The 24,964-nt window shown below is 61.0% G+C and carries 20 protein-coding genes; 15 read left to right on the forward strand and 5 right to left on the reverse strand.

The genetic code is table 11. From position 1 onward, the window contains the following. The first annotated feature begins 260 nt into the window (after positions 1 to 260). The 9 genes from CEW87_RS06990 to CEW87_RS07030 all read left to right on the forward strand — a co-directional run bounded on the left by CEW87_RS06990 (position 261) and on the right by CEW87_RS07030 (position 8,494). Positions 261 to 878 carry an SOS response-associated peptidase gene (locus tag CEW87_RS06990; protein WP_108972042.1) on the forward strand — a complete coding sequence of 206 codons (618 nt, stop codon included), beginning with the start codon at positions 261 to 263 and terminating at the stop codon, positions 876 to 878. A gap of 186 nt (positions 879 to 1,064) precedes the next feature. Further along, complete coding sequence (locus CEW87_RS06995) at positions 1,065 to 2,534, forward strand: anion permease (RefSeq protein WP_108972043.1); 1,470 nt, start codon at positions 1,065 to 1,067, stop codon at positions 2,532 to 2,534. A gap of 517 nt (positions 2,535 to 3,051) precedes the next feature. Beyond that, entirely contained in the window at positions 3,052 to 3,765 is a 714-nt protein-coding gene (locus CEW87_RS07000; protein WP_108972044.1) for a succinate dehydrogenase/fumarate reductase iron-sulfur subunit, read from the forward strand. Then, positions 3,765 to 4,109 (forward strand): succinate dehydrogenase, encoded by a 345-nt coding sequence (locus tag CEW87_RS07005; protein ID WP_108972045.1) that lies wholly within the window; start codon positions 3,765 to 3,767, stop codon positions 4,107 to 4,109. Before CEW87_RS07000 ends, CEW87_RS07005 begins: the two co-directional genes overlap by 1 nt. Then, entirely contained in the window at positions 4,106 to 4,462 is a 357-nt protein-coding gene (gene sdhC / locus CEW87_RS07010) for a succinate dehydrogenase, cytochrome b556 subunit (RefSeq protein ID WP_108950153.1), read from the forward strand. Before CEW87_RS07005 ends, sdhC begins: the two co-directional genes overlap by 4 nt. 32 nt (positions 4,463 to 4,494) lie before the next feature. Continuing rightward, the gene (locus CEW87_RS07015) at positions 4,495 to 5,370 is read left to right on the forward strand and encodes a fumarate hydratase (RefSeq protein ID WP_108972046.1); all 876 of its coding nucleotides are present in this window, start codon (positions 4,495 to 4,497) and stop codon (positions 5,368 to 5,370) included. Positions 5,371 to 5,372: 2 nt separating this feature from the next. After that, complete coding sequence (locus CEW87_RS07020) at positions 5,373 to 5,987, forward strand: fumarate hydratase C-terminal domain-containing protein (RefSeq protein ID WP_108972047.1); 615 nt, start codon at positions 5,373 to 5,375, stop codon at positions 5,985 to 5,987. Beyond that, positions 5,984 to 7,702 (forward strand): L-aspartate oxidase, encoded by a 1,719-nt coding sequence (locus tag CEW87_RS07025; RefSeq protein ID WP_108972048.1) that lies wholly within the window; start codon positions 5,984 to 5,986, stop codon positions 7,700 to 7,702. The genes CEW87_RS07020 and CEW87_RS07025 overlap by 4 nt, the downstream gene beginning before the upstream one ends. A gap of 51 nt (positions 7,703 to 7,753) precedes the next feature. Beyond that, entirely contained in the window at positions 7,754 to 8,494 is a 741-nt protein-coding gene (locus CEW87_RS07030) for a sulfite exporter TauE/SafE family protein (RefSeq protein WP_108972049.1), read from the forward strand. A 118-nt stretch (positions 8,495 to 8,612) separates the two neighbouring features. Here the strand turns inward: CEW87_RS07030 and CEW87_RS07035 are convergent, their stop codons facing one another. The 5 genes from CEW87_RS07035 to CEW87_RS07055 form a co-directional block, all read right to left on the reverse strand. Next, on the reverse strand, positions 8,613 to 10,082 hold the full coding sequence (locus CEW87_RS07035) for an NAD-dependent succinate-semialdehyde dehydrogenase (protein WP_108977004.1): 1,470 nt from the start codon (positions 10,080 to 10,082) through the stop codon (positions 8,613 to 8,615). A gap of 117 nt (positions 10,083 to 10,199) precedes the next feature. After that, the gene (locus CEW87_RS07040; protein ID WP_108972050.1) at positions 10,200 to 11,480 is read right to left on the reverse strand and encodes a TRAP transporter large permease; all 1,281 of its coding nucleotides are present in this window, start codon (positions 11,478 to 11,480) and stop codon (positions 10,200 to 10,202) included. Between the two features lie 9 nt (positions 11,481 to 11,489). Beyond that, a complete protein-coding gene (locus CEW87_RS07045) occupies positions 11,490 to 12,023 on the reverse strand; it encodes a TRAP transporter small permease (protein ID WP_108972051.1) in 534 nt (177 codons plus the stop codon). 84 nt (positions 12,024 to 12,107) lie between these two features. Further along, positions 12,108 to 13,334: a TRAP transporter substrate-binding protein gene (locus CEW87_RS07050; protein ID WP_108972052.1), complete on the reverse strand. Its 1,227-nt coding sequence runs from the start codon at positions 13,332 to 13,334 to the stop codon at positions 12,108 to 12,110. A gap of 159 nt (positions 13,335 to 13,493) precedes the next feature. Beyond that, positions 13,494 to 14,654 (reverse strand): iron-containing alcohol dehydrogenase, encoded by a 1,161-nt coding sequence (locus tag CEW87_RS07055; protein ID WP_108977006.1) that lies wholly within the window; start codon positions 14,652 to 14,654, stop codon positions 13,494 to 13,496. Between the two features lie 344 nt (positions 14,655 to 14,998). Here CEW87_RS07055 and CEW87_RS07060 point away from each other — a divergent pair, with 344 nt between their 5' ends. The 6 genes from CEW87_RS07060 to CEW87_RS07085 all read left to right on the forward strand — a co-directional run bounded on the left by CEW87_RS07060 (position 14,999) and on the right by CEW87_RS07085 (position 24,911). Next, complete coding sequence (locus CEW87_RS07060; protein ID WP_108972053.1) at positions 14,999 to 15,922, forward strand: LysR family transcriptional regulator; 924 nt, start codon at positions 14,999 to 15,001, stop codon at positions 15,920 to 15,922. A gap of 950 nt (positions 15,923 to 16,872) precedes the next feature. Continuing rightward, a complete protein-coding gene (locus tag CEW87_RS07065; RefSeq protein ID WP_108972054.1) occupies positions 16,873 to 18,267 on the forward strand; it encodes a Fic family protein in 1,395 nt (464 codons plus the stop codon). A 172-nt stretch (positions 18,268 to 18,439) separates the two neighbouring features. Next, positions 18,440 to 18,982: a hypothetical protein gene (locus CEW87_RS07070; RefSeq protein WP_159098105.1), complete on the forward strand. Its 543-nt coding sequence runs from the start codon at positions 18,440 to 18,442 to the stop codon at positions 18,980 to 18,982. Then, the gene (locus CEW87_RS07075) at positions 18,975 to 21,485 is read left to right on the forward strand and encodes a site-specific integrase (RefSeq protein WP_108972056.1); all 2,511 of its coding nucleotides are present in this window, start codon (positions 18,975 to 18,977) and stop codon (positions 21,483 to 21,485) included. The genes CEW87_RS07070 and CEW87_RS07075 overlap by 8 nt, the downstream gene beginning before the upstream one ends. A 116-nt stretch (positions 21,486 to 21,601) precedes the next feature. Beyond that, positions 21,602 to 24,589, forward strand: coding sequence for a tyrosine-type recombinase/integrase (locus CEW87_RS07080; protein WP_159098106.1), 2,988 nt, complete (start codon positions 21,602 to 21,604; stop codon positions 24,587 to 24,589). A 124-nt stretch (positions 24,590 to 24,713) separates the two neighbouring features. Beyond that, positions 24,714 to 24,911, forward strand: a complete 198-nt coding sequence (locus CEW87_RS07085) for a hypothetical protein (RefSeq protein ID WP_108972058.1) — start codon at positions 24,714 to 24,716, stop codon at positions 24,909 to 24,911. Positions 24,912 to 24,964: the final 53 nt, after the last annotated feature.

The following is a 24,964-nucleotide window of genomic DNA, read 5'->3' on the forward strand; positions in this document are numbered from 1 at the left end:
CATGCGGCTGCATCGCCGGAGGCAAGAACGACGCTTGCGTTCTGAGCGCGGCTGATGCCGGCTGCACCGAACGCATCCCGCTGATGAGTTCTGCCTTGGCCTGCATTCTTGGGTAACCGGTGACACGCGACAAACGTTCAATTTGCTGTCTATGAATTAGATATTCTTATGTGTGAATAAATGAGGTGGATGTTGCTCTGCGCTACGGGGCCTGCGGCAAGTGCTGGCACGGTGAACCACGGTGGGCATAACATTGGCCCATGTGCGCCAACTACAGACCCGCCAGCAGGGACGCGCTGTCCGCCTTTCCGCTGCCGCCGCCAGACTTCCCCTATGGCGAGGCCTACCCTGGCTCGATCGTGCCGATCGTGAGCAACTTCGCCCCGCGGGAGTGGGTGCCGGCATGCTTTGGCCTGGTGCCGGGGTGGGCGAAGGACGCCAGGATCGCCCGCTCCACCTACAACGCGCGGGCCGAAACCGTTGGCGAAAAGCCCTCTTTCAGGGATGCGTGGCGGCGTGGGCAACTGTGCATCATCCCGGCGACTGAGATCTACGAACCGTGCTACGAATCCGGCACGGCCGTCCGTTGGCGGATTGCCAGGGCGGACGGAAAACCCATGGGCATTGCCGGAATCTGGGCGCACCGAGAGGACGCGGGCGAGCTGCCAGCCTGGTCAATGTCGATGCTCACCATCAATGCAGACAACGACCCGGTCATGCAGCGCTTTCACAAGCCTGAGGATGAGAAGCGCTCGGTGGTGATCCTGCCGGACGATCTGTGGGGTAACTGGCTGCGTGCCAGATCCGAGCAGGAAGCCCGGGAGATGCTGCGGCTTTATCCGGCTGATGCGCTGAGCGTGGAGGCTTCACCCAGATAGCGGACTGGGGGCCTCAAACCGCGGCTGCGCGCGGCATTGCGCGACAGGCGCACGCATGGATCCATTGGCCAAGTGGCCCGGGAGTGCGTAGAGTGGTGGTTAGCGAGTCAGGCGGCGCAGTCGGTTGCTCCGGTGTGCTGCTTGCCTTTCTGAAAAAGAACACTCCGAACAGAAAGGGAGGAACACATGGCCGAGCCTGCTGGCGTCAAATTCTCATCCGCGCTGATTTCCGTCGCGCTGACCCTGATCATCTGGTTTGTGATACCCGTACCCGAGGGGGTCGATCCCAAGGCGTGGCATTTATTGGCGCTCTTCGTGGGCACCATCGCGGCGATTATCGGCAAGGCGATGCCGATCGGCGCGATCGCGATCGTTGCAATCATGCTTGTGGCGATCACCGGCGTCACCAGCCCGAAGCCAGGTGATGCGCTCAAGGATGCGCTGAGCGGATTTTCCAACAGCCTGATCTGGCTGATCGGTATCGCTATCATGATCTCCCGCGGTCTCTCCAAGTCGGGACTGGGGTCGCGTATCGCGTACTGGTTCATCTCCATCTTTGGCAAGAAGACCCTCGGTATCGGCTATGCACTCGCCGCGTCGGAGACCTTGATCGCCCCGGTGACGCCCAGCAACACGGCCCGCGGCGGGGGCATCATCCATCCGATCATGCGGCCGATCGCAGCAGGGTTTGGCTCCGATCCGGAGCAGGGCACCGAGAAGAAGATGGGGCGCTTTCTCGCGCTCGTGAACTACAACACCAACCCCATCACATCCGCGATGTTCATCACCGCAACCGCACCGAATCCGCTTGTGGTCAAGCTGATCTCGGACGCCACCGGTGCCGGGATCAGCATCACCTGGGGCCAATGGGCTCTGGCGGCGCTGGTGCCCGGCATCATCGCGCTGATCCTGATGCCGCTGGTCGTGTATTACATGTGCCCGCCCGAGCTCAAGGAAACGCCAGAGGCGCCGAAGTTCGCGAGGGAGAAACTCGCGGAGATGGGGCCGCTGAATCGCAGCGAAATGATCATGATCAGCGTGTTCGCGCTGTTGCTGGTGCTGTGGGCGGGCATTCCGGCGATGATCTTCGGCAAGGAATACGCGCTCGATGCAACGACGGTAGCGTTTCTTGGACTGTCGATCCTGCTCGTGACCAATGTGCTCACCTGGAACGACGTCCTTACGGAGAAAGGCGCCTGGGACACCATCGTGTGGTTTGCTGCACTGGTCATGATGGCGAGCTTCCTCGGCAAGCTCGGCCTCATCCAGTGGTTCTCGGAGCAGATCCAGGGCGGGATCGAAAGCACGGGCGTCGGCTGGGTCGGTGCGACCCTGTTGCTGGTGGGTGTGTATTTCTACGCGCACTACTTCTTTGCGAGCACCACCGCACATATCACGGCCATGTTCGGCGCCTTCTTCACTGCAGGCATCGCACTTGGTGCGCCGCCGATGTATCTGGCGCTCCTGATGGCCGGTGCGTCCTCGCTGATGATGTCGCTGACGCACTACGGCACAGGCACTGCACCCATCATCTTCGCCTCAGGCTATGTCACGCTCAAGGAATGGTGGCAGGTGGGCTTTGTGGTGAGCGTGGTCAATCTCACCATCTGGGCCGTCATCGGCGGCCTGTGGTGGAAAGTGCTGGGTTACTGGTAAGCGCAAGGCTGCGGTAGCGGTGCACCCGTTGCCGCGTCACGCACCGCTACTCGGCCTGAGTCGGCGGATCTCGTTCAATTGATTTGCGCTCGGAGTCCCCTGTGCCGGGGGGCTCCGAGTACCGTTCTGGTCCCCCTGCAACGGCGGTTCGTGTTCACCCCGAGCCGCACGGGGCCTCGGCAATCCGACGGTCGCGTTCTGCGATCTGCCGGACCGTTTCGACCCGAAACGCTTCCATGTCACGCCACCGCGACTCCTGCGCATCCATAAGCACGTCCGTCGCACCTCACATCGTCAGTGACCGGTGACCAAAGCCATCGGCCGGTGCTCGCAGGCAATGCGCCTTTTAGATAAAGAGTTTATTTAGCTCGTGCAAATTAAGATTAGCTTTTTATTTTTCATGCCCATGCCCAGAATCGCCACATGGCTGATCGCTGCCGAATTCGCTGGTGATCCTTCAGCTGACTGCTGCGGACATCGCGAATCTGAATCTGAATGCTTGGCGAGGTGGGAAAAAATGACGAAAACTCTTGCGGTAAGCGTGTGGCGGGGTAAGGAGGAGGGCGACTTCGTTACCTATGAAGTGCCGCGCCGCGACAATCAGACTGTGCTTGACGTGATTACCCACATTCAACGCAATGTGGATCACACCCTGTCGTACCGCTTCGCGTGCCGCGTGGGGATGTGTGGCTCGTGCGCGATGACGGTCAATGGAAAGGCAATGTGGACCTGCCGCACCCATGTGTCGCAGGTCGCCGACAACGGCAAGCTCGAACTCGCGCCCTTGTCGAACCTGCCGGTCGTCAAGGATCTGGTGACCGACATGCGCGACTTTTTCGACAAGTGGGCGCGCGGCATGGGGCAGTTCAAGGGTAGCCGGACGCGCAACGACGATTTCGAAAAGGTCCAGCCCGACTCGAAAGCCAGAAAGGCCGCTGATGCCGGCATCGAGTGCATTGGCTGTGGTGTCTGTTACGGCTCCTGCGATGTGGTGAGCTGGCGCCCTGACTATCTGGGCCCTGCGGCGCTGAATCGCGCATGGACCCTCGTCAATGACCAGCGTGACGTGCAGTCGGCGCAGCGCCTGAGCGTCGTTGCGGGTGATGCGGGTTGTCACTCCTGCCATACGCAGGGCACATGCACCGAGCGCTGCCCGAAGCAGCTGGCCCCGACCGCAAGCATCGCAGGCCTGAAGCGCCTGCTGATGACGTCCAGTGCCGGAGGTAAGTGATGAGTCAGGCCGAGACAAAAAGACGCCAGTGGTATGTCCAGCGCATCAGCGCGATGGTGCTCGCGTGCTGTGTGGTGGCGCATCTGGCGATCATGATTTACGCGGTGAGAGGCGGTCTGAGCGGCGCCGAGATTCTGGAGCGAACCCAGGGCAGCTGGCTGTTCGGGGCCTTCTACGCGGTGTTCGTCCTTGGCTGCGCCGCCCATGTGCCGGTCGGTGTGACCAACATTGCTGAAGAGTGGTTTGGTGTTCGAGGGTTCAAGTCGGTGTTGATCGCGCAGCTATTCACCTGGGGAATCCTGATCCTCGGCCTGCGCGCCGTATGGGGAGTGATCGCATCATGAAGCGAACGAATGATTCACGCGCGCGCAACCATGCCGCGTACTGGGCTTTCCTGATGCACCGCGTGTCGGGACTGGCGCTGGCGCTGTTCCTGCCCGTGCATTTCTGGGCGCTCGGACAGGCGATCAAAGGGACGGCAGCGCTGGATGGTTTCCTGCAGTTCGCCGATCAGCCCCTGTTCAAGTTCGCGGAGTGGGGGCTGGTCGTGCTCCTGTCCCTGCACATGATGTGCGGCGTGCGGCTGCTGCTGATCGAACTCAGGCCGTGGTCGGGTCTGCGCAAGAACTGGATCACCGGCGCAGTGGGTTTCAGCCTCGCAACGGGTATGGCTTTCGGGCTGGCGTTGATTCGCTAGACCCAGGATAAGAAGACAGGAGAAGACACGCTATGAAAGTTGATTTGAACACCGTTGAAGAGGTCTCGAAAGAGCTCTACATCCGGGCACTGAAGCTGCTGCCTCCCGATATCAAGGACGGATTCACCCAGCTCGCCGCGACTGAAACCGGTGCGACGGCCAAGAGCGTACTCGCGACCATCATGACCAATATCGAGGTCGCCGAGAACACCAACAACATGCTGTGCCAGGACACCGGCGTGCCGATCTACAACGTGACGATCGGCGACGGCGTCGAGGTCAGCGGTCATGCGTTGATGCAGGCCATTCGCCGGGGCTGCGAACGTGCAACCCGCGAGCACCCGCTGCGCTCCTCAGTCGTGCATCCGCTGACGCGAAAGAACAATCACTCCTCGTGCGGCATCGAGGTGCCGGTGATTCACATCGACTACTCGGACACGCCGGATGAGCTGACCATCAAGATGGTGCCAAAGGGCAGTGGTTCGGAGAACAACTCCTTCCTGAAGATGGCCATCCCCGCCGAGGGCATCGATGCGATCAAGACCTTCGTCATCGACTGCGTGATCAATGCGGGCGGCAAGACCTGCCCGCCGACCATTGTCGGCGTTGGCCTCGGTGGCACCTCGGATCTGTGCGTCGCGCTCGCCAAGCGGGCCTCGACGCGCCAGCTTGGCACTGTCTGCGCAGACCCCGAAGGCGCGAAGCTGGAGGCCGAGCTGTCGGCGGCAATCAACCGCCTCGGCGTCGGCCCGCAGGGGCTCGGCGGCGACTCGACGGCGTTTGCCGTGCATATCGAGCTCGCGCATACGCACATCACGATGAACCCGATCGCGGTAAACATGCAGTGCCATTCGGCGCGCCGCGCAAAGGCCACCCTCTCGCCGGCAGGCGTCACTTACGGATTCTGACCATGGCCCACTACGAACTCGAAACGCCGGTGAGCGAGGCGCAGATCCGCAAGCTTCGCGTCAACGACACCGTTACCCTGCACACAACCCTTTTCGGCATCCGCGATGCAACGCAGATCCACCTGTTCGATCACGGTCGCAGCACGCGATTCGACCTGTCCGGCCATGCCGTCATCCATACCGCACCGAACGTGCGCAAGGTCGAACCGAGCACGGAATACCCGGCGGGCTACGCGCCGGTGTGTATCGGCACGACGACCTCCGATCGCATGGAGCGCTTTACCCGCCCGCTGATGACGCAATACGGCGTGCGCATGATCGTCGGCAAGGGCGGCATGCGCGAAGGCTCGCTTGCTGCATTTGAGGAACTCGGCGGCGTCTATCTCGCGATCGTCGGCGGCACGGCCGCGCTGGAGACGACCTGGATCGAGCAGATCGAGGATGTAGACCTCGATGATCTGAATCCGGAATCGCTGTGGAAATTCCGCATCCGGAATTTCGGGCCGCTGCTGGTGGCGATGGACAGCCACGGCAACAGCCTCTACAACGTCGTTCGCAGTGACGTCGAGCGCAACCGTGCCAGCGCGCTGGCCAGCCTTGGAGTCCAGTCGTCATGAGCATCAAGCGAGTTTCCACCGACATCCTGATTCTCGGCTCCGGCGGTGCCGGGCTGTTTGCCGCCTTGCACGCGCATCAGCAGGCGCCGGAGCTGTCGATTACCGTCGCAGTCAAGGGCTTGCTTGGCAAATGCGGCTGCACGCGCATGGTGCAGGGCGGCTACAACGTCGCGCTGGCGACGGGCGACTCCGTCGAGCGTCACTTCATGGACACGATCGAGGGCAGCAAGTGGCTCTCCAATCAGGATCTGGCCTGGACCCTGGTCACGAAGTCGGTCGAGCGCATCCACGAACTCGAGAACGAACTTGGCTGCTTCTTCGACCGCAACCCCGACGGCACGGTGCATCAGAAGGCGTTCGCAGGTCAGACCTTCGACCGCACGGTGCACAAGGGCGACCTGACCGGTATCGAGATCATCAACCGCCTGGCCGAGCAGGTCTGGTCACGCGGGATCAACCGGCTCGAAGAGCACCGGGCAGTCGATCTGATCAAGACGGCCGATGGCAAGTCACTTGCCGGGGTGCTGATGATCGACATGCGCAGCGGCGAGTTCGTGTTCGTTCAGGCGAAAGCGGTGCTGCTTGCAACCGGCGGCGGGCCAACCATGTATCGCTTCCACACGCCGTCTGGCGACAAGAGCTGCGACGGCCTGGCAATGGCGCTGCGCGCAGGGCTGCCGCTGCGGGACATGGAAATGGTGCAGTTCCATCCGACGGGACTGCTCGCCGGCACCCACACCCGGATGACGGGGACCGTCCTCGAAGAGGGCTTGCGCGGCGCCGGCGGCTGGTTGCTCAACGGCAACAAGGAGCGCTTCATGGTGAACTATGACCCACGCGAAGAGCGGGCGACGCGCGACATCGTTTCGCGCTCGATCTTCTCGGAGATGCGCGCGGGCCGCAAAACGCCGAACGGCGGGGCATACATCCAGATGAGCCACCTTGGCCCGGAGAAGGTGCGCAAGCAGTTCAAGGGCATGGTCGATCGCTGTGCAGACTGCGGCTTCGATCTTGCCGGCGATCTCGTCGAGGTGGTGCCGACCGCGCACTACATGATGGGTGGCCTGGTTTTCCGTCCTGACTGTACGACACATCTGACCGGGCTGTTTGCGGCTGGGGAGGATACCGGCGGCGTGCATGGGGCCAATCGCCTCGGCGGCAATGGTGTTGCCAACTCGACGGTATTCGGCGGCATCGCCGGCGACAGCATGGCCCGCTGGGTCAAGGACAACCCTGCGGAGCGCGCTCCGGACGAGGCGGCGATCATGCGCAGCATCGCCGCACATGAGGCGCCGCTCAAGCAGCCCTCAGGTGATCTCGAGGCCATTCGTGAAGCGCTCTACGAATGCATGTGGACCGACGTCGGCATTCTGCGCGACGCTGCAGGGCTTACTCGCGCACAGGCGAAACTTGCCGAACTGGACGTCGAGCTGTCCAGCGCGGGCGTGGGCACCGAGGATCGCAGCTTCAATCTGACCTGGCATGACTGGCTCAATCTCAAGAGTCTGGTTTCCGTCAGCAAGGTCATCGCAAAGGCGGCACTCGCCCGCGAGGACTCGCGCGGTGCGCATTTCAGGGAGGATTTTCCTTCGACCAGCGATCTCGAAGCGTCGTCGTATACCGTCGCGCGCCTGGTCGGTGACGAAATCGTGCTGGCGCGGGAAGCCGTCCAGTTCTCCCGCGTTCGACCGGGGGAGTCCTTGCTTGAGGTCTGATCCGGCTGGCCGGGGATCGTCACCGCGCAGCACGCACGGCGTGGTGTCGCGATGACGATCCCCTATGACACGATTCTCTTCGCTGCCCTCATCATCACTTCGGCCTTCGCAGTCTTCGGACTCACGGGGTTCGGGTCATCGATTGTGGCGGTGCCCTTTCTCGCGCAGTTCTTCCCGCTGCACTTCGTGGTGCCGCTCATGGCCTTGCTCGAGCCGTGTGTGGCACTGCTGTTCGGGACTCGAAACCACCGGGCGGTGAGCAGGCCCGAGATTCTGCGCATGCTGCCGTTCCTGCTGTGCGGCATGGCGGTTGGAAGCATCGTGCTTGTGACCGTGCCCGAACAGATCCTTCTGTTTGGGCTGGGCGGCTTCGTGCTTGCCTACGTGTGCTGGACACTGCTGTCGAAGCCAGGCGAGCAGCTGGCTTCCGCCGCCTGGGCCGCACCAAGCGGCCTGGTCGGCGGCATGTTCAGCGCCGTGTTCGGCACCGGCGGGCCGGTCTATGTGATGTATCTGGCGCGTCGGCTGCGCGACAAGGACACTCTTCGTGCCACCATCGCGATCGCCATACTGCTGAGCGGCCTGGTGCGTCTGGGCATTTTTTCAGTGTCGGACCTGTACCACAGTGAAGTGTTGTGGCTGGCTGCAATGCTCATCCCGTGCGCCTTGTTCGGCCTCTACGCCGGGACCTTGCTGTACCGGCGGCTGCCCGCCCGCAGGGTCGTGCATGCAGTCTATGTCGTCCTTGTGGTTGGCGGACTGAACCTGATTGTCCGTGCCGCCGGGATGTGACGCACACGCCCTGTCTCAAGCCTTGTTCGTGCGCGCATCGCGTTCTGTCTTGCCACTTCTGTTCTGTCTGACCTGAGCCACGCCCATTGCCGACCCGGCAATGGGCGTGAGCGTTTGATCAGCCCAGTCCGCCCTCGCAGACGTACTTGATGTGCTGGTAGTCGGCAAGACCATGCACCGAGCCCTCGCGGCCATAACCGGACTCCTTGACGCCACCGAAGGGTCCGGCCTCTGAGGCCACCCCACCCTCGTTGACGCCGACGATGCCCGTCTCCAGCGCCTTGGTCACGCGCCAGATCCGCTTCGCGTCGTTGGTGTAGAAGTAGGCCGCGAGGCCGTAGGAGGTGTCGTTGGCGAGTGCGATCACGTCTGCTTCGTCGCTGAATCGTGTCACCGCCACCACCGGGCCGAAGGTCTCTTCGCATGCGCAGGCCATCGTTGCGTCCGCGTCGGTGAGCAGCGTGGGGGCGTAGAACTGCGGCCCAAGTTCCGTGAGGCGACGTCCGCCGCTCACCAGGCGTGCGCCCTTGGCCAGGGCGTCGGCCACATGGGCCTCGATCTTGGCCACTGCACGTTCATTGATCATCGGGCCGATCTGGGAATCTGCCTGCGCAGCCGGGCCGACCTTCAAGGCCTCGATGCGCGCGCGAAGCCGGCTCATGAACGCGTCGTGCACCGACGCATGGACGAAGACCCGGTTCGGGGAGACGCAGGTCTGACCGCCATTGCGGAACTTGGAAACCATCAGGCCCTGGACTGCCGCATCCAGATCCGCATCCTCGAAGACGATGAAGGGGGCGTTGCCGCCGAGCTCGAGCGAGACCTTCTTGAGCGTATCGGCCGAGCGGCGCGCCAGATGCTTGCCGACGGCGGTGGAGCCCGTGAAGCTGATCTTGCGCACACGCGGATCGTCGAGCCAGGCGTCCACGACCTCGGGGGTGCGATCGCGCGACGCGGTGACGATGTTCAGCACACCCGCCGGGAAGCCTGCTTCTGCAGCGAGCCCGACCAGGGCCAGCGCGCTCAGGGGTGCGTCCTCCGCCGGCTTGCACACCACAGTGCAGCCCGCGGCCAGCGCCGGCGCGATCTTGCGCGCGATCATCGCCGCCGGAAAGTTCCACGGGGCCACCGCGGCGACGACGCCGACCGGTTCCCGCAGCGCCAGCATGCGCCGCCCCGGGACCGGAGCGGGAATGACATCGCCGTTGGCGCGCGTGGCTTCTTCGGCAAACCACTCGATGTAGCTGGCCGCGTACATGACTTCGGCGATTGCCTCGGCCAGCGGCTTGCCCTGCTCACGCGACAGAATGCGGCCGAGGTCGGTCTTGTGAGCGACGACGAGATCGTTCCAGCGCTTCAGGCATTGCGCACGTTCCTTCGCCGGTACCTCGCACCACGTGGCAAAGGCCGCATGCGCAGCATCCGCCGCGGCGCGCGCATCCGTGGCCCGCCCGTCGGGCACTTGCGCGACCAGGCTCCCGTCGGCCGGATTGGTGACGTCGAGCACACGGTCGCAGTCGGACAACCACTTTCCGTCAATGTAATGGGCGCTGCGTTGCAGCTGCGGATTCTCGAGGGCCAGCGTCATGCGTGTCTCCTGTGCGCCGGTCGCGGCCGGCGAGATGTTGTGAATGGAAATTTCATGCGTTGAAGGCACCATCAGCTACGGCGGCCTCAGCCGCCGCAGTTGATGGTGCGGGAAGCATCAGTTGACGCTCAGACCGAGCGACAGCCAGGGCACGAAGGCGATGAGCAGCCACGCGATGACCAGACCGACCATGTACATCACCGCGAAGCGCACCAGCTTGGAGTAGGGGATACCGGTGACGCCGCTGGCGACGAACAGGTTGAGGCCAAATGGCGGGGTGATGAAGCCGATGGCGGCGCCGACGAGGAAGATCACCGAAAAATGCACCGGATCGACACCCGTCGCGACGGCGATGGGCGCCAGGATGGGGGCGAAGATCACCGTTACCGGGAGGCTTTCGAGAATGCAGCCTGCGGCCATGACGATTGCCATGCACACCAGCAGCACCACCGTATCGCCGCTTCCGAACCAGGCGATGAAGGCCGCCACGGTGTCGGCCACACCCAGCAGGCCGAACACCTGCTGCATGACGATGGACACGGCGATCATCGGCGCCAGCATGCCGGTGAGCTGACCCGAGCGCAGCAGAATGTCAGGCAGGGCTTTCCACTTGATCTCGCGGGTAATCAGCAGGCCCGCGACCAGGCAGAAGCCGACCGTGATCGCTGCGGCTTCGGTCGGCGAGAAGATGCCCGAGTAGATGCCGAAGATGACGATGAAGATGGCAAAGAAGCCGAGGTAAGCCTGCCGTGCCGTGCGGAACACGCGCTTCATGTCGAGCGGCGTGACCGAACCCCAGCCATTCTTCCTGCACATCCACCAGCACACCACCTGCATCGCGATGACCATCAGCATGCCCGGCATGATGCCGGCAAGAAACAGGTCGGAGATCGACAGGTTCATCAGGAACCCGTACACGATGAAAATGATCGAGGGCGGGATGATGATGCCGACGGTACCCCCGGCAGCGGCCGTGGCGGCGGCGAAGCGGGTGTCGTAGCCGTCCTTCACCAGGAGCGGATGCATGATGCCGCCGATGGTCGCGGTGGTTGCCGAGTTCGAGCCGGAGATGGCGGCAAACAGGCCGCAGGAGCCGATTGTGGCCAGCCCGAGGCCGCCGCGCATCCAGCTCAGGCATGCGTGAGCGAAGTTGGCCAGCCGGGTTGCAATGCCCGCCGAGGCAATCAGGTCGCCCGTCAGGATGAAGAGCGGTAGCGACAGCAGGCCGAAGAAGTTCAGACCCTCGAACAGGGTGACGCCAATATTGGCGAGGGTGAAATCGATGACGAGCGAAACGCCCGTGACCCACAAGGCGATGACCAGGAAGATCGGCACGCCGACGAGGAAGAGACCGACGACGCCCAGCGTGACCAGGGTAATGAGTAATGAGTTGTCCATGATGATTCCTCAGTCGCCGCCGATGGTCTGAATATCAACCATGAAGGGTTCACGCCGGCGGAAGCGTCCGATGTCTTCGTACAGATTCTGCAAGGCGCGAAACATCAGCAGGATCCAGCCAACCGGCGTCGCGAGATAGAACCACCATTGCATGACGTTGTCCGTGCCCTGCACGATGGAGAAGTTGTCATAGGCGAGCTGAGTCTGTTCGATGGTGAACCAGGCAACGATGGAGCCGAAGCCGATCCACAGGATGGTGTCGAGCCACATCATGGCGAACTGCATGCCGTAAGGCATGCGCAGGCGAAAGTCGTTGAACACCAGGTGCGTGCGCTTCTTGACGTTGTACGCACAGCCGACCCACGCCACCCACAGGAAAAGGTAAATGGGGATCGAGGTGCTCCATGGAATCTGGGTACTGAAGACATAGCGTTCGAAGACCGCATACACGATGATCAGGGCCATGCTGGAGTATGCGATCAGGATGAGTGTGCGTTCGGTGTTGCGGTCAAGCCACCGAAGTAGCGCCATCAGGTAGGACATTGGAGTGGCTCCAGAAACACGACGGTGAACGCCGACCCCGCACTGGGCGGGGTCGGCAGTCTGTTATCTGCGGGCTTGCGCCAGTCAGGCGGTCTGCCACCAGCGGCGGGCCTGGACGTCGGCTACTGCGGTGTTCTTCGGGATCTCGCGCGCGATGTCGAAGATTTCCTTGTACACATCCTGGCCACCCGACATCTTGGACAGACGCTCGCGCCACTCTTCCCACGGCTTCGGGTTGTACTCGGGCGAGCACATCTTTTCGGCCTTGAGAATTTCCGCGTCGGAGAGCGTGGCCACACGCACCTTGTTCTTGCCGAACACGGTGTCCGGGCCGGGATTGGCCTCGGCGCCGACGACTTCGATCAGTGCCTTTTCCTGCTCACGCTGGGTGTATTGCTGGGCGGCGAACGATGTTTCCATCACCACGTCCTGCAGGTTCGATGGCAGCTTCTCGAAGGTCTTGTTGTTCATCGCGGTGTGGTCCGTACCGCAGAAGAATTTCAGATCCACCGCCTGCGACAGCACGGGCGCCATGTTGGCGTAGGCGGCTGCGCCCATCCAGGTTTCTGCGCCATCGATCAGGCCTTGCTTGAGGCCGTCGAGGGTCTCTTCCCAGGAGATCGGCACCGGGTTGAGGTTCATCAGCTGCATCGCGATGCGCCCGAGCTGGGTGCCGGTGACGCGGTTCTTGGTGCCGGCGAGCTGCTCCACGCTGGTGATCAGCGGCGCGTCGGCGAATTTCTTGCCCAGCATGATGCCGCGCAGTTCGCAGTGGCTGAACAGGACCTGGATGTTGTGACGCTTGCGCATCGGCTCGCGGAACAGCTTTTCGCTCTTCGGGTGATAGAGGAAGTAGTGCTGTGCGGCGCGCGACGGGAACATGTACGCGAAGTCGAGCACGTTGTAATACGGTGCGGCGCCAGCCGAGTTCTGCGTGCTGGCAGAGAACAGGTCGATGATGCCCTGCTGGGTTTTCTTCACGCAGTCGAGCTGGTTGCAGATGGCGTTGCTGCCGATGAAGTCGATCTTGAGCGCGCCGTTGCTGCGCTGTTCGAGTTCTCGCGCGAACCACAGCTGACCCGATTCCTGGATCTTCAGGTTCTCTTCGTTGAACCCGGCTGCGCCAAACTTGAGTGTATACAGCGGGGTGCTGGCGTTGCGTGCGTCGGCCGTTTGCGATGCGGCCCTTGCCAGACCACTGAGTGTGAGCGGCCCTGCGAAGCTGGAGGCGGCGATAACGGTGGACGTCAATCCATATCGGCCGGCAATGCGAAAGAATCCACGGCGATCGATCGGTGTGTCTTTTGCCATTTGAGTGTCTCCTCTAGGTGGCGGGTGGACATAAGAGCCCCATGAAGTGCTGGGCTTATAGTCATTTTTTTGCTTCAGGGCTACCGCAGCGATCCAGTTCTTGGTTGCGCGACTGATTCGTGCGCTGCGGTGATCGGCGAAGTTCCGCCGGAATTTGCGTTACATGGATGCGTGGAGCATGTGCCGGTAGTCGTCCGCTGATGCGAGGCGGGGGTTCAGCTTGTGACAGTGATCGGCCAGTGCGCCGTCGATCACGCGGTTGAAGCAACCGATCTCGACCCCCATGGCCGCGAGCCCGCTGGGCAGGCCGAGTTGCCGGTTCATGGCCTTGATGGTCTCGCCAAGTGCGTGTGCGGCATGCTCGGCCGATTGCATCTGCCCCAGCCCCATGGCTGCCGCCATGCGCTCAAGACGACGCTCCCGCACCACCGATTCAGCCTGCGCGTTGAACTGGATCACGGCAGGAAGGAACATGGCGTTGAGGGTGCCGTGGTGCAATCCGGGGTTCACGCCGCCAAGACTGTGGCTGAGCGAATGGACGCAGCCCAGGCCTTTTTGAAATGCCAGCCCGCCCTGCATCGACGCGCTCATCATCTGCAGCCTTGCCTCGACGTTTCCGCCATCAAGGGTCGCGGTCGCAATGTTTGCCCAGCCTCGCTCCAGCCCATCGAGGGCGATGCCGTCGGCTGGCGGATTGAATGCGGGCGCCATGAAGGCCTCCATGCAATGCGCGATGGCATCCATGCCGGTGGCCGCGGTCAGGGACGGCGGCAGGCCGAGCGTGAGGTCCGGATCGAGAATCGCCAGTTTGGGCATCAGGTGCCACGAATGAAAGCCCAGTTTGCGTCCGTCCTCGACGATCACGATGGCGCCTCGCGCCACTTCGCTGCCGGTGCCTGCAGTGGTGGGTATCGCGATGACCGGCCAGACACGATCGGTGATCAGGGGCGAGCCGCCCTCGATTGTGGCGTAGCGCGAGAGAGGACCCTCGTGCGTTGCTGCGATGGCGGTGCCCTTGGCGCAATCGATCGACGAGCCCCCACCCAGCGCAATCAGGCCATCACATTTGTGCTCTCGCGCAACCGCCAGCGCCTCGCGCACGGCGGCCTCCGTCGGGTTGGACGGTGTAGCGTCGAAAACGGCCACATGCTCGACGCCTCTGAGCTCATCAAGCGCGCGGTCGACCAGTCCCGCGGCGCGAACGCCTGCATCGGTCACAAGCAGTGGACGCTTCATGCCGATGCTTGCACAGCCGGTCGCAAGGTGCCGCAGTGCGCCGGCTTCAAGCTCCATCGTGTTGAGGTATCGAATCTGGGCCATCTTCATTGTCTCCGGAACAAGTTAGGTAAATGGTCAGGCTGCGCAGCGCTGCGGGCTGACATCGAGGCTGACCATTGGAATGAGGCAATCTGCGGACGAGGCTTGAGGCGAGCTGTCGTGACAACGTCTGCTGCTTGGTCCAGGCATGAAGCCGCCCGCTTCCAGGGCGCGCCAGGCGGTGACCTTGAGAGTATCGGTATTTCTTCTCACACGCTTATCGCTCTGTGCATTGCCGGTTCATCTCTGTGCGCTTTGTGCCAACGTGTGCATTGTGGAATCCTGTCTATGAAAACAAAAGCTAGTCTTTGTTTTCCTTAGGTAAAGAATCGCTTTATTATTGTACGATGCCTTCCATTCGCACTTTCAAGACCTTTCTCGCTGTGGCCCGCCACGGCACGTTTGCCGCCGCCGGCAAGGAGATCGGCCTGACGGCCGCTGCTGTTGGCCTGCAGATCCGTGGCCTGGAAGAGGAGCTCGATCAGGTGCTGTTCGACCGCGGGCCGCGATCCGTCGTGCTCAACGTGGCGGGGCGCAACATCATTCCGGAGATCGAGGAACTCGTGCTGCGCTACGAAGCGCTGGTCGCCGGGGGCGACAGCGACGAACTGTCGGGCACGGTCGTCATGGGAGCCCTGGTGTCGGCCCTGATGGGCGCCTTCGCCGACGCCCTGTGGAGCGTCAAGCGCGAGCATCCGCAGCTGAAAGTGCGCCTGTTCGCCGGCATGTCGAGCGACTTTGCGTACAAGGTGGAGCACGGCGAGATCGATGCCGCGGTCGTCACCCAGTCGCCCCGATCGCTGCCCACCAGCCTCATCTGGACGCCCCTCTACACCGAGCCGATGGTGCTGATCGTGCCGCGCCAGCCCCATTTCACGCTGCCGGACACGCCACTGGACATCCTGCGCCGTGCCCCCTTCATCCGCTTCGACCGCCATACCTGGACCGGCGATCTGGTCAAGGACGTACTCAGCCAGTGCAAGGTGAAGGCGTGCGACGAGATGGAGCTCAACTCCGTAGAGGCCATTGTCGAGATCGTGCGCCAGGGCTTTGGCGTTTCCATCGTGCCGCAGCTGACCAACGTGCATTGGGAGCGCGACCAGGACCTCAGCGTCATCCCCTTGCCCGGCATCGAAGTCGAGCGGCGGGTAGGTCTGCTCGAGCGCACACGCCATGGCCGCATGCGCTTCACCGCGGCAATCAAGGAATACTTCCGCGAGGGGGGGCCACGTGTCGCCCCGCGTCAGAAATTATCCAGTCGCGCGCGTTGAATATCAGCCAGGGGCTCTGACGAGGCTGCAGTGCCGGGGCTGCCTTCCAGCGCAGTCCAGCGGCGCTGTTCCGGGTTTCCTTTGCGCGCCGATCCTTCCGAGTTTGCTCCGCTCGCGTGGGGCCGATTGTCTCCGAGACTCAGGCGCCGGTCTTGTGTCGGAGATATTGTCTCAACGTCAGTTGGGACCGAGGGAGTTGCCTGGGTGAAAGCGCTGCGATACGTTCGTTGTCAGAGATGCCCGCATGCTGTAGCGAGTATTTTCAATAGTTTGCCGAGCTCAGCAGTCACGGAACGGAAGGGCTACGATCAGAAATAGCGGGTGAGGTCAGAATGTGACTGGTCACGGCATCGTCACGATTTGGGCGCAGCGTGGGCACCAAAACAAAATGGGTCAGGCCGATATGACCTAACCCATTGAAAAATATGGCGCGCCCGAGACGATTCGAACGTCCGACCCCTGCCTTCGGAGACTTCGCCGATTAGAGGGGCACATGAGCCGCTAAACCTGCTTAGGGGATGAATTTCTTACGAAGTCAGGGCTTATGGGATGCCTGAAGAGGGCTGAGCTAAATTGCATTGTCTTGTTTTATAACGCTTAACAACGCATTCACGGCTAACTGTGCTACTTCGCCGGTCGGCTGAGGATGACCCTTGCTTTCCATTGCTGCGATAATCCTTGAACAGCTAAACAAAGTCAATGGGTATAATCTTGCATGTTCCATTATGGAACATGAGCGGGGCGGGTCGCTGGGGATATTTGCTAGATCGCCTCACCAGAGCAAGCCCAGCACCCCTCAGGCGCCACATACGCCACCCGAGAATGGCACCCAAGCAGAACTTCCGATTGCCTCGTGACACTATTCGCTTGATCAGCGACACTTAGCGCGACGCAACAATGTCGCGCCTTGGCGCCATTACAGGTCATTACACACGTTGGAGGATGGACTGATGCCGCGGGTTACCCCTACTGAAGAACTCGAACTCATCGAGTCCATCGTCGCGGATCACCCGAAGGGGTTGGGTATATCCGCCATCGAGGCAAACCTTGAGCGTCGTCAGGGCTCGAAACCCAACCGTCGAACACTGCAGCGTCGCCTGCAAAAGCTTATCGACGCGCAGCGACTGACGACCGAAGGCGAAAGTATCGCGCTGGTTTATAAGCCGAGCGCTGATGCAGTGGCCCGAGCCAAGAGTGGGAAGGTACCTGAGGCAGACTTGTATGTGCCGGTTTCCCCTGACGCGGCCGCCATTCGGGACCGGGTCAGATTGCCGCTGATGCATCGTAAGCCGGTCGGCTATCGGCGGGAGTTCCTCGACGCCTATCGGCCGGGCGCCACGTTCTATCTGCCCGAGTCACTGCGCAGCCAGCTTCACGAAATGGGACATACCCCAGTCGGCGAACGTCCTGCGGGCACCTATGCCCGCGAAATCCTTGGCCGACTGCTGGTGGATCTGTCCTGGGCCTCCTCCAAACTGGAAGGCAACACCTACAGCCGCCTCGATACCCAGAACCTGATTGAGTTCGGTCAGATCGCGCAGGGCAAGGATGCCATTGAGACGCAGATGATCCTGAATCACAAGGCGGCCATCGAGATGCTCGTCGAGAACACCGACGAGGTGGGCTTCGACGTCTTCACGTTCACGAACCTCCACGCTGTACTCTCGCAAGACTTGATGCGCGACCCGGGCGCCAGCGGCCGGTTGCGCCGGCGGCCGGTGGATATTTCCGGCACGGTGTTTCATCCCGTGGCCATGCCGCAGGTGATCGAAGACTGCTTCACCGTGCTGTTGGACAAGGCCGCCGCCATCCCGGACCCGTTTGAGCAAGCGTTCTTTCTCATGGTGCAGTTGCCCTACCTGCAGCCATTCGAAGACGTGAACAAACGAGTTTCGCGAATCGGTGCCAACATCCCGCTAATCAAGGGCAACCTGTGTCCGATGTCGTTCATCGACGTCCCCGAACGCGCCTACGTTGAAGGAACGCTGGGCGTGTACGAACTGAACCAGATCGAGCTTCTGAGGGACGTGTTCGTCTGGGCCTATGAGCGCTCGTGTCAGCGCTATCTGGCCATGACCCAGACCATGGTCGAGCCTGATCCGCTGAAGATCAAATATCGGGAAGCCTTGATTCAAGCCGTACAAGCCGTTGTCAAGGGCCTGCAACCGCCAACCGAAGCGGTGATCGCTCGACTCGCCGCGCAAAACGCGCAGGCGTCCGACGAGGAAGCCTTCGCAGATCTGCTCACGGCGGCGATTGCGCATTTGCATGAAGGCAGCGTCGCCCGTTATCGTCTGCGCCGTTCGGAGTACCTGGCCTGGCAACAAGTGCGCGGAGAAGACTGACGGGCAATCTGATACCGCCGATTTGGCAACGTTAGTCGACGAACTACCGCTAACGCGCAACGCCCACACCCCGGAAGCCTGGACCATGCATATACCTCGGACTGTAAAGTTACGCCTGAGTCAGATCGATGTTCCGTCCCCTACGCGACCCTGGTGCGTTGGATTACGGCACTTGCCCCAAACCATTCCAACCGTGCGGCCTGCGGCACTTCCTCTGCTGTTATTGCTTCAACCGCTTGTTGTCTCCGAGGATTCGGACCGCAAAACCTCAAACCAGCAACGGTTCAAACTACTCGCCGGCCGACGGACCCTGCAACTCCTGTTGGAACAGTATCCCCGTGACTACCGCACCTGGGCGCTATGTGTCGCGCACGATGCTTCTCTGCCCAACACAGAGGACTTTGAGGTATTTGACACGCTGCTTGTAAAGCTTATCAGCAGACCCGACCCCGACGATCTCGCGATGATCGCCACGGCCCTGAAGAATGACCAGACCTTGCGCGCCACGGCTGATCGCTACGTGGATGTCGCGGATGATGCTGCGATTGGACGCCTTGTCAACATGTCGCGCACCACAATGCACCGACGTACCGTACCGACCCTCGCTGCCGGGACAGCACCGCCGGAAAAACGCGTTACGCTTGACTTTCTCGAGGACGCAGAGCCGTCACCGATCGAGCAGCCCTCCAGCGACCGAGGCATCTCCGATGAATAGCCGCGAGGAGATTATGAGCCTACTTGCGCCACTCGCCCGCATGATGCGGATCCCAGATGACCTGGTCGGGATTCTGGTCGTAGCCAGGCGACTTGCTCCTGTATTGCGGTCACTCATGTTCGTGATTGATAAACAGCACAAGGACCTGCTAAGCCAAAGCGTGTCAGCGCTTGAGCAGATCATCGATGCCGAATCCTGCGTCCTGCAGTATTTTCCGGACGCATCCGGAGGCGGCCAAAAAACCCTCAAAGGTTACTACACGTCCCACCCCCACTATTGCGTCTTCTGGCACTACTGTGCGGACACTGAGATTGTGCAACAGTACGGTGCACTACTCGCATCAATGTTCCCCGTTCAGATCAAGCTTGAGCGAGACCGAGCGCTCATCCAGACTGCTCCCACCGCTGCCTACATGGTCGGCCTCAGTCTGCGCCAACTGACTGATCGGCCGGACGAAGCGTTGCGTGCATTTCTCTACAAACTCTCCACTGAGCCGATGCATCCGCAGGCGCTACTCGCGGACTTCGACACCCACATGCACAAACTGGGACTTAAACCACAGGTGACCGGGGAACTGAGGAATCTTGGATATTTGCACCGGGCACTGCAATGGTTTGAGACTGGCACTTGGGAGGTGCACGGCCACGGCTGGACCGGCGGCAAAGCCAAAACGCACAAGGCTGGCCGGCATGGCGCCATCGGCGGGTCTGAAGCCACTCGTGCCATCTCGCGCACGCTTGAATCAGACGACGCCATGCCTGATATCGACGTCACGCAGTTCGCCGACGATGAGGGCTTGAGCCATAAAGGCGACCGTGACCAAGACTTCTCTCCTCCGGAGGATGCACCGACGCGAGGCATGCTGCTCACCGTTCCGCCACGGGCAGCCTCTGCAGCCAACAGAGCCGACCGTCGCACACTGGCACGCAATGTTGCACGTTACACTGCCCAGGCCATCACCTTGGCGAACCAACAACTCCCCATCACCCATGCTACGCTGTCCGGGTTCGAGATGGATCTGATGCTGGCTCTGATCGGTGACATGTGCTCCGAGGACTGGCGAGAAATCCGCGAAGCCGACAGACCGCTCGTGGCCGCCTGGGCAGCATGCCGGCTGTTCTTGTCAAGAACGCCGGAAGCTGTAAAAGCGCTGGAGGTCAGAAATGCGCGCACAGCGAAACGCAACTCGTCCCGTGTTCCGTCCAATATGGTCTGGATGCGAGCAACTGCGCGTATCTGGCTTCCCGTCGAATCTCCGAGGCATGTAGCACCGCGTATCGAGGGCGATTCGCCAATGCGAACCCTGCCCGCAGCCAAAGGCTTCGACCTTGAGCTACCGCCTGCACTTGCAAACACACTGGGCCAGCTTGCGCCTGCGGGGGAGCAGCTATTTCAACGATCTTACGAACCCGAATTTGCACAGCTGCTCGCAGGCCTCAACAAAACGCGCGGAACGAATCTAAACCCGGAACGCGTCGGGCGTTTGATTGCCAAGTTCATGGCCCAACTCGGCGGGTACGACCGCGTGTTCGAATTCTACTTTCGCGGCATGCCACCTAATCAGCATAATCCTTGTGTGTACTCGGGCGTCCCTGTGAGTCGCCTCCAGAGCCTTCATGCAAATGCCTGCTCCCACCTCTACCGACTCGCCGGACGGCCGCCGCCTTCCACCGCATCGATATCACCTACAAGCGCTCGTGCGCTTGGCTTGATGCATGTTGGCTCGCTACACGTACCAACACGCACGAGCGTGCGCACTACCGTCCTCACCGCCATCGATGCCGTGGCGACGCTCGCATCGGAACCCGGGGCGATGTTCATCGAAAGACATAACGCCTACACGGCCTATTGCGCGTTTTTCCTGCTCGCAACAACGGGGCTGCGCGGCGTATCGAGCCTGCTGCCTGCCAGCTTCGACATCGACCCTGGGACGGGCCTGTGCTTCATCAGCGACAAGGATAACGAGCGCTACGAACGATCACGAATCGTCTGGATCCATCCGATGCTCCTCGATCAACTCAACGCATACGGCGATCACGTGACGCGCCTTCGGCAGTATCTTGCCCTCACCAACCCGGAAGGCATCGATCACCTCGATGCCCGCGAGCGGCTTGCCCCCTTGTCCTCGCATGCGAGCCCGGATCGGAACCGGGATATTGAACTTATCGACGCCACCATCCCCACCCTGTTCCTTTTGAGCAAACAAAACAGCAAGCTCACGCCAACCTTCCCGGCAGATCTTCAACACCTACTCGGCACCACCTGGCAACTACGTATCGGAGCACTTCGCCATTTCTTCCGAACAGAGATGCTTCACCTTGGCGTTCCGGGTCCGGTAATCAACGCGACGCTGGGGCATGCCGAGCGTGGCGAGGGACCTTGGGATCGATTCAGTTCGCTCCCGCCCCTGCAATGGCAACGCCTGGCCGGCGCGGCCATTACCAAAATATGTGACGCATCGGGCTTTCGGGTTCTTTCCAGTCCGCTCTTGCGCAGCGTTTGAGCCACATGACTCGATCGGCCCAAGAACGGAACACCGGCTGGCCAGAGTGGGCGAGCGACGCCACACCGAGAGATCTGAGGAAACGAAAATCCCTGTTCGGTGATTTCTGTACCTGGATGGCTACAAACGTGCCGCACCTTTGGAGCGGAACATCAGAACCCGGTTATACCCCGGAGATGCTCGAACGCCATTTATCCAGCCTTCTCGCCATCTCATCCGAGCTGAACGCCCACCGGATTCTCGGGAACTGGTGGGACACGCTGCTTTCAGAAGGTCACCGTCTGAAGCGCTGGAACATTCGTCCGGGGTCGCAACGAGTCAAGCTCCCTCCCGAGCGAGCCGCCTTCGTGAGGCGAGACTTCCAACTCCTCACGCACCTTCGTCCCATCGAAGCTGCTTTTCTGGATCGACTCTGCCGCCCGCTTGACCAAAGACAACGCTACGAAGCGTTTCTGATTTCCGCCTTATTGAATGGCGGAATACTCTCCCTGGGGCGACTTGACGCGCTTCTTGGCCTGCGCGCTGATGCCGTGCAAGCGATCAATGGTGTGCTCTGGGCAACGCTCAACCTGCCGGTGCCCGGATCGGAGCGCGCGCGCCCCCTCCGGTGGTATCCCGACGCACTCACAGCAACTTTGCTTACCAAAGCGCTTGAGAGTGGCCAGCTGTCTCATCCGGCCAACCCTACCGGCACGGATCGCGCTGCACTTTGGACCCGTCTTGAGCTGACGTTCAAAAGACTCGAGCTTCCACCATGGCAAGGGGAGCTTAGAGACCTGCTGCGGGCCGTGCGCGTCGCCACCGCGCTTTCAACGCCTGGCTTCGTTGCGGCCTATCTTGCAGACGACCTGGAAAGTCACTCCCTGCCAGATCTCGTTTTCCAACGAGTGTTGGGCGCGAGTCTTCCAGGTGGCGATGAACCTTCAGCGGAAGACAAACCGCCCGACAAGCCTTCAGTGAAAAACGATCTGTCTTACCTAGGCAAGTCAGTCACCATCGAACTAAGTGTCAATTTCGATCCTGACTTGCCACGTAAAAGCCAGATGAGTATCGCCCGACTCGTGTGCAAGGCGCTCAACAACAGGAAAGGGGCAATCGATCGTCTGAAGGAGATTATTGAGGAGAACCAAGGGCGGTTGTGGCCGATCACCCATGCGCTGATCGGCTGGGCAATGTGGCGACTGGACCCTAACTGTTCATCTGGAAAGATCAAGGCATCCAGTGCGCAAACTTATTTCAGAACCCTGGCAGTGCATCTAATCTTTGAAGCGGAGGATCTCGATCTTCTTGATCTTGAGATCGATGACTTCGAGACGTTGTATGAACTCGCCGCCAGGCGAGTCGACTCTGAGTTCCGCCGGGCGTACTTCTGGGGCCGCATTCGGGACTTCCACGACTACCTTTTTCTGGGGGGAGTCCCTGATATTGATCTGCGCGAACTGGACGGTTGGGTGGCCACTGGAAGTGTCAGGGTATCAGCGAATCTCGTCACGGAAAGTGATTTCCGACGCTTCGCACAGGCTCTTGAGGCGGAGCAGATTCATCCCGCAGCAGAAACGGTCTTGCTTGCCGGCACGCTGGGTTACCGCACAGGTCTGCGACGACGTGAAATTCAGTTGCTCAGGGTCCAGGACATCCATCCAGGACCAGAACCCTTTCTGCTGATTCGACCATCGCGGCTTGCATCTCTCAAATCCAATGCATCCAAGCGCAGGATCCCCCTTCGCGCACTGCTGCCGGCTGATGAGCTGAAAACATTGATGGCTTTCCATGAACGAAGGAAAGCCCAGGTTGACGAGCAAGATGGCTTGCTCTTCGCGAGCCCCGATGCCCCTTGGATACCCACGCCGTATTCCACGCTGATCGATCCGGTAACAGCACTCTTTACCGCCATCACGGGGAAGACTGGGGTGCGCTTTCGCTTTCATCATTTGCGGCATTCGTTTGCCAACTGGCTCTTGCTTGCATTGCTCTCAACAGATGCGCCAGAGTTACTGACACCCAAACTGCCGTTTCTCGACTCGCACCTGCTCGATCGTGAACGTCTAGCCCTGTTGCACGCATGTTTTTATCCGACGATTCCAGGTTCCGAGCGCTACCCCGAGCGCCGCCATCTCTTTCAGGTGGCGGCATTGATGGGTCACTTGAGTCCGAGCACAACGTGTCAAAGCTACATTCACTTACTCGACTGGATCAGCGGGCGATATCTCGACCTGAGACTGGATCATCACTTGCGCGAGTTGGGCGGACCGGGTCTTGGCCGCCTCTGCGGACTATCGAGTTCCATGCCCTACAAGCGGGAGTATCGGGATCTCACACATAGCGCGGCGGCATTCCTACGTCACCATGTCGCGGTGCGCGCCAAAACGCTTGCACCCATATTTGAGCAGACACCCACACCACCGGTACTGCCCGGGCTCAATGACCTGATCAAACCGACCCTACCCACACCGTCGTTGTTGATAACGCTGCTTCGTCGATATTTCTCGGGAACACCCATCCAAAGGTTAGAGGCGATCTACCTGATCCCAGCCAATGCCATCAAGGCCTCTGCCCAAGCATACAGCCGCATGTACGCGAAGCAATCAGTCCAACACGCAAAGCTTACGACCCCCGTTCCCCGTCCTCCGCGCACCAAGAGTCAGCAGGAGGAGTACTTCAAAATTGTCAATAAAGCGTACGGCTCAGCCGTCAATGCACAGAATCGTTCGGCAATGAGCGCTGTTGCAGAGGCATTGATTCAGCGCACGGGCCCCAGGACGGGAAAGCTTTACTTTGGGTCGAAGGGTCGCGACTTCGAGATGATCCTGAAGGGCCTTTTACTCCTGGGAGTCGATGTCGCCGAAATGACGCTTGTCGTCCGGTGTCCAGAGGTTATCAGGGAGTCTCCGGATTTCATCACTCACGCGGTCAATCACGCAAACAACTTGCGTGTGGCGATCGATTATCAACCGCTCGAATGGGAAAAGCGAGAGATGAAGGGGGTGCTCTTGCGACTGGATATCCGAGATACCCGGCCTACGGGGCAGCACTGGGAAGGGCGTGTTCGGGGGTTGAATCATGCGGCAGCGTGGATACGTTTGATTGACCACTTGCCCTCGTAGACTGTCGGTGCCTGCGCAATCGAGGGGCGTCCGGTATTCGCGTACGCCGCCGAAAACTTGGCGTCCATCGAACCAAGAATCGCGTCGGCCAGCATCCGCTACTTCGTCAGCTAGGACTGGCGGTATGCAACTGCAGATCGCCCCGTGCGGCTACGGGCACCATGCTGCCAAGAAGCGTAATACTGAACTACTGGGTGAGAGAGGGAAACGCGATGAGGCGTTGATCCCCGAGATCAAGCGTATCTGGCAAGCCAACCTGCAAGTCAATGGAGTCCGTAAGCTCTCCGAGCTTGCGTCCCCGGTGCTTGCGCCCTCATCCTGATCGTCGAGCGTACCGGCCCATTGCTCGGCTTGGGCGATCAGTTCATCGATCCG

Source organism: Parazoarcus communis (assembly GCF_003111665.1).
Classification (GTDB): Bacteria; Pseudomonadota; Gammaproteobacteria; order Burkholderiales; family Rhodocyclaceae; genus Parazoarcus; species Parazoarcus communis_B.

Excerpts from the sequence above, each read along its gene's own strand:
- CEW87_RS07020 (WP_108972047.1), top strand. The coding sequence starts at position 5,373 with ATGGCCCACTACGAACTCGAAACGCCGGTGAGCGAGGCGCAGATCCGC.
- CEW87_RS07025 (WP_108972048.1), top strand. The coding sequence starts at position 5,984 with ATGAGCATCAAGCGAGTTTCCACCGACATCCTGATTCTCGGCTCCGGC.
- CEW87_RS07080 (WP_159098106.1), top strand. The coding sequence starts at position 21,602 with ATGGCTACAAACGTGCCGCACCTTTGGAGCGGAACATCAGAACCCGGT.
- CEW87_RS07075 (WP_108972056.1), top strand. The coding sequence starts at position 18,975 with ATGAATAGCCGCGAGGAGATTATGAGCCTACTTGCGCCACTCGCCCGC.
- CEW87_RS07050 (WP_108972052.1), bottom strand. The coding sequence starts at position 13,334 with ATGGCAAAAGACACACCGATCGATCGCCGTGGATTCTTTCGCATTGCC.
- CEW87_RS06995 (WP_108972043.1), top strand. The coding sequence starts at position 1,065 with ATGGCCGAGCCTGCTGGCGTCAAATTCTCATCCGCGCTGATTTCCGTC.
- CEW87_RS07000 (WP_108972044.1), top strand. The coding sequence starts at position 3,052 with ATGACGAAAACTCTTGCGGTAAGCGTGTGGCGGGGTAAGGAGGAGGGC.
- CEW87_RS07055 (WP_108977006.1), bottom strand. The coding sequence starts at position 14,654 with ATGGCCCAGATTCGATACCTCAACACGATGGAGCTTGAAGCCGGCGCA.
- CEW87_RS06990 (WP_108972042.1), top strand. The coding sequence starts at position 261 with ATGTGCGCCAACTACAGACCCGCCAGCAGGGACGCGCTGTCCGCCTTT.
- CEW87_RS07065 (WP_108972054.1), top strand. The coding sequence starts at position 16,873 with ATGCCGCGGGTTACCCCTACTGAAGAACTCGAACTCATCGAGTCCATC.
- CEW87_RS07085 (WP_108972058.1), top strand. The coding sequence starts at position 24,714 with ATGCAACTGCAGATCGCCCCGTGCGGCTACGGGCACCATGCTGCCAAG.
- sdhC (WP_108950153.1), top strand. The coding sequence starts at position 4,106 with ATGAAGCGAACGAATGATTCACGCGCGCGCAACCATGCCGCGTACTGG.
- CEW87_RS07045 (WP_108972051.1), bottom strand. The coding sequence starts at position 12,023 with ATGTCCTACCTGATGGCGCTACTTCGGTGGCTTGACCGCAACACCGAA.
- CEW87_RS07030 (WP_108972049.1), top strand. The coding sequence starts at position 7,754 with ATGACGATCCCCTATGACACGATTCTCTTCGCTGCCCTCATCATCACT.
- CEW87_RS07040 (WP_108972050.1), bottom strand. The coding sequence starts at position 11,480 with ATGGACAACTCATTACTCATTACCCTGGTCACGCTGGGCGTCGTCGGT.
- CEW87_RS07005 (WP_108972045.1), top strand. The coding sequence starts at position 3,765 with ATGAGTCAGGCCGAGACAAAAAGACGCCAGTGGTATGTCCAGCGCATC.
- CEW87_RS07060 (WP_108972053.1), top strand. The coding sequence starts at position 14,999 with ATGCCTTCCATTCGCACTTTCAAGACCTTTCTCGCTGTGGCCCGCCAC.
- CEW87_RS07015 (WP_108972046.1), top strand. The coding sequence starts at position 4,495 with ATGAAAGTTGATTTGAACACCGTTGAAGAGGTCTCGAAAGAGCTCTAC.
- CEW87_RS07035 (WP_108977004.1), bottom strand. The coding sequence starts at position 10,082 with ATGACGCTGGCCCTCGAGAATCCGCAGCTGCAACGCAGCGCCCATTAC.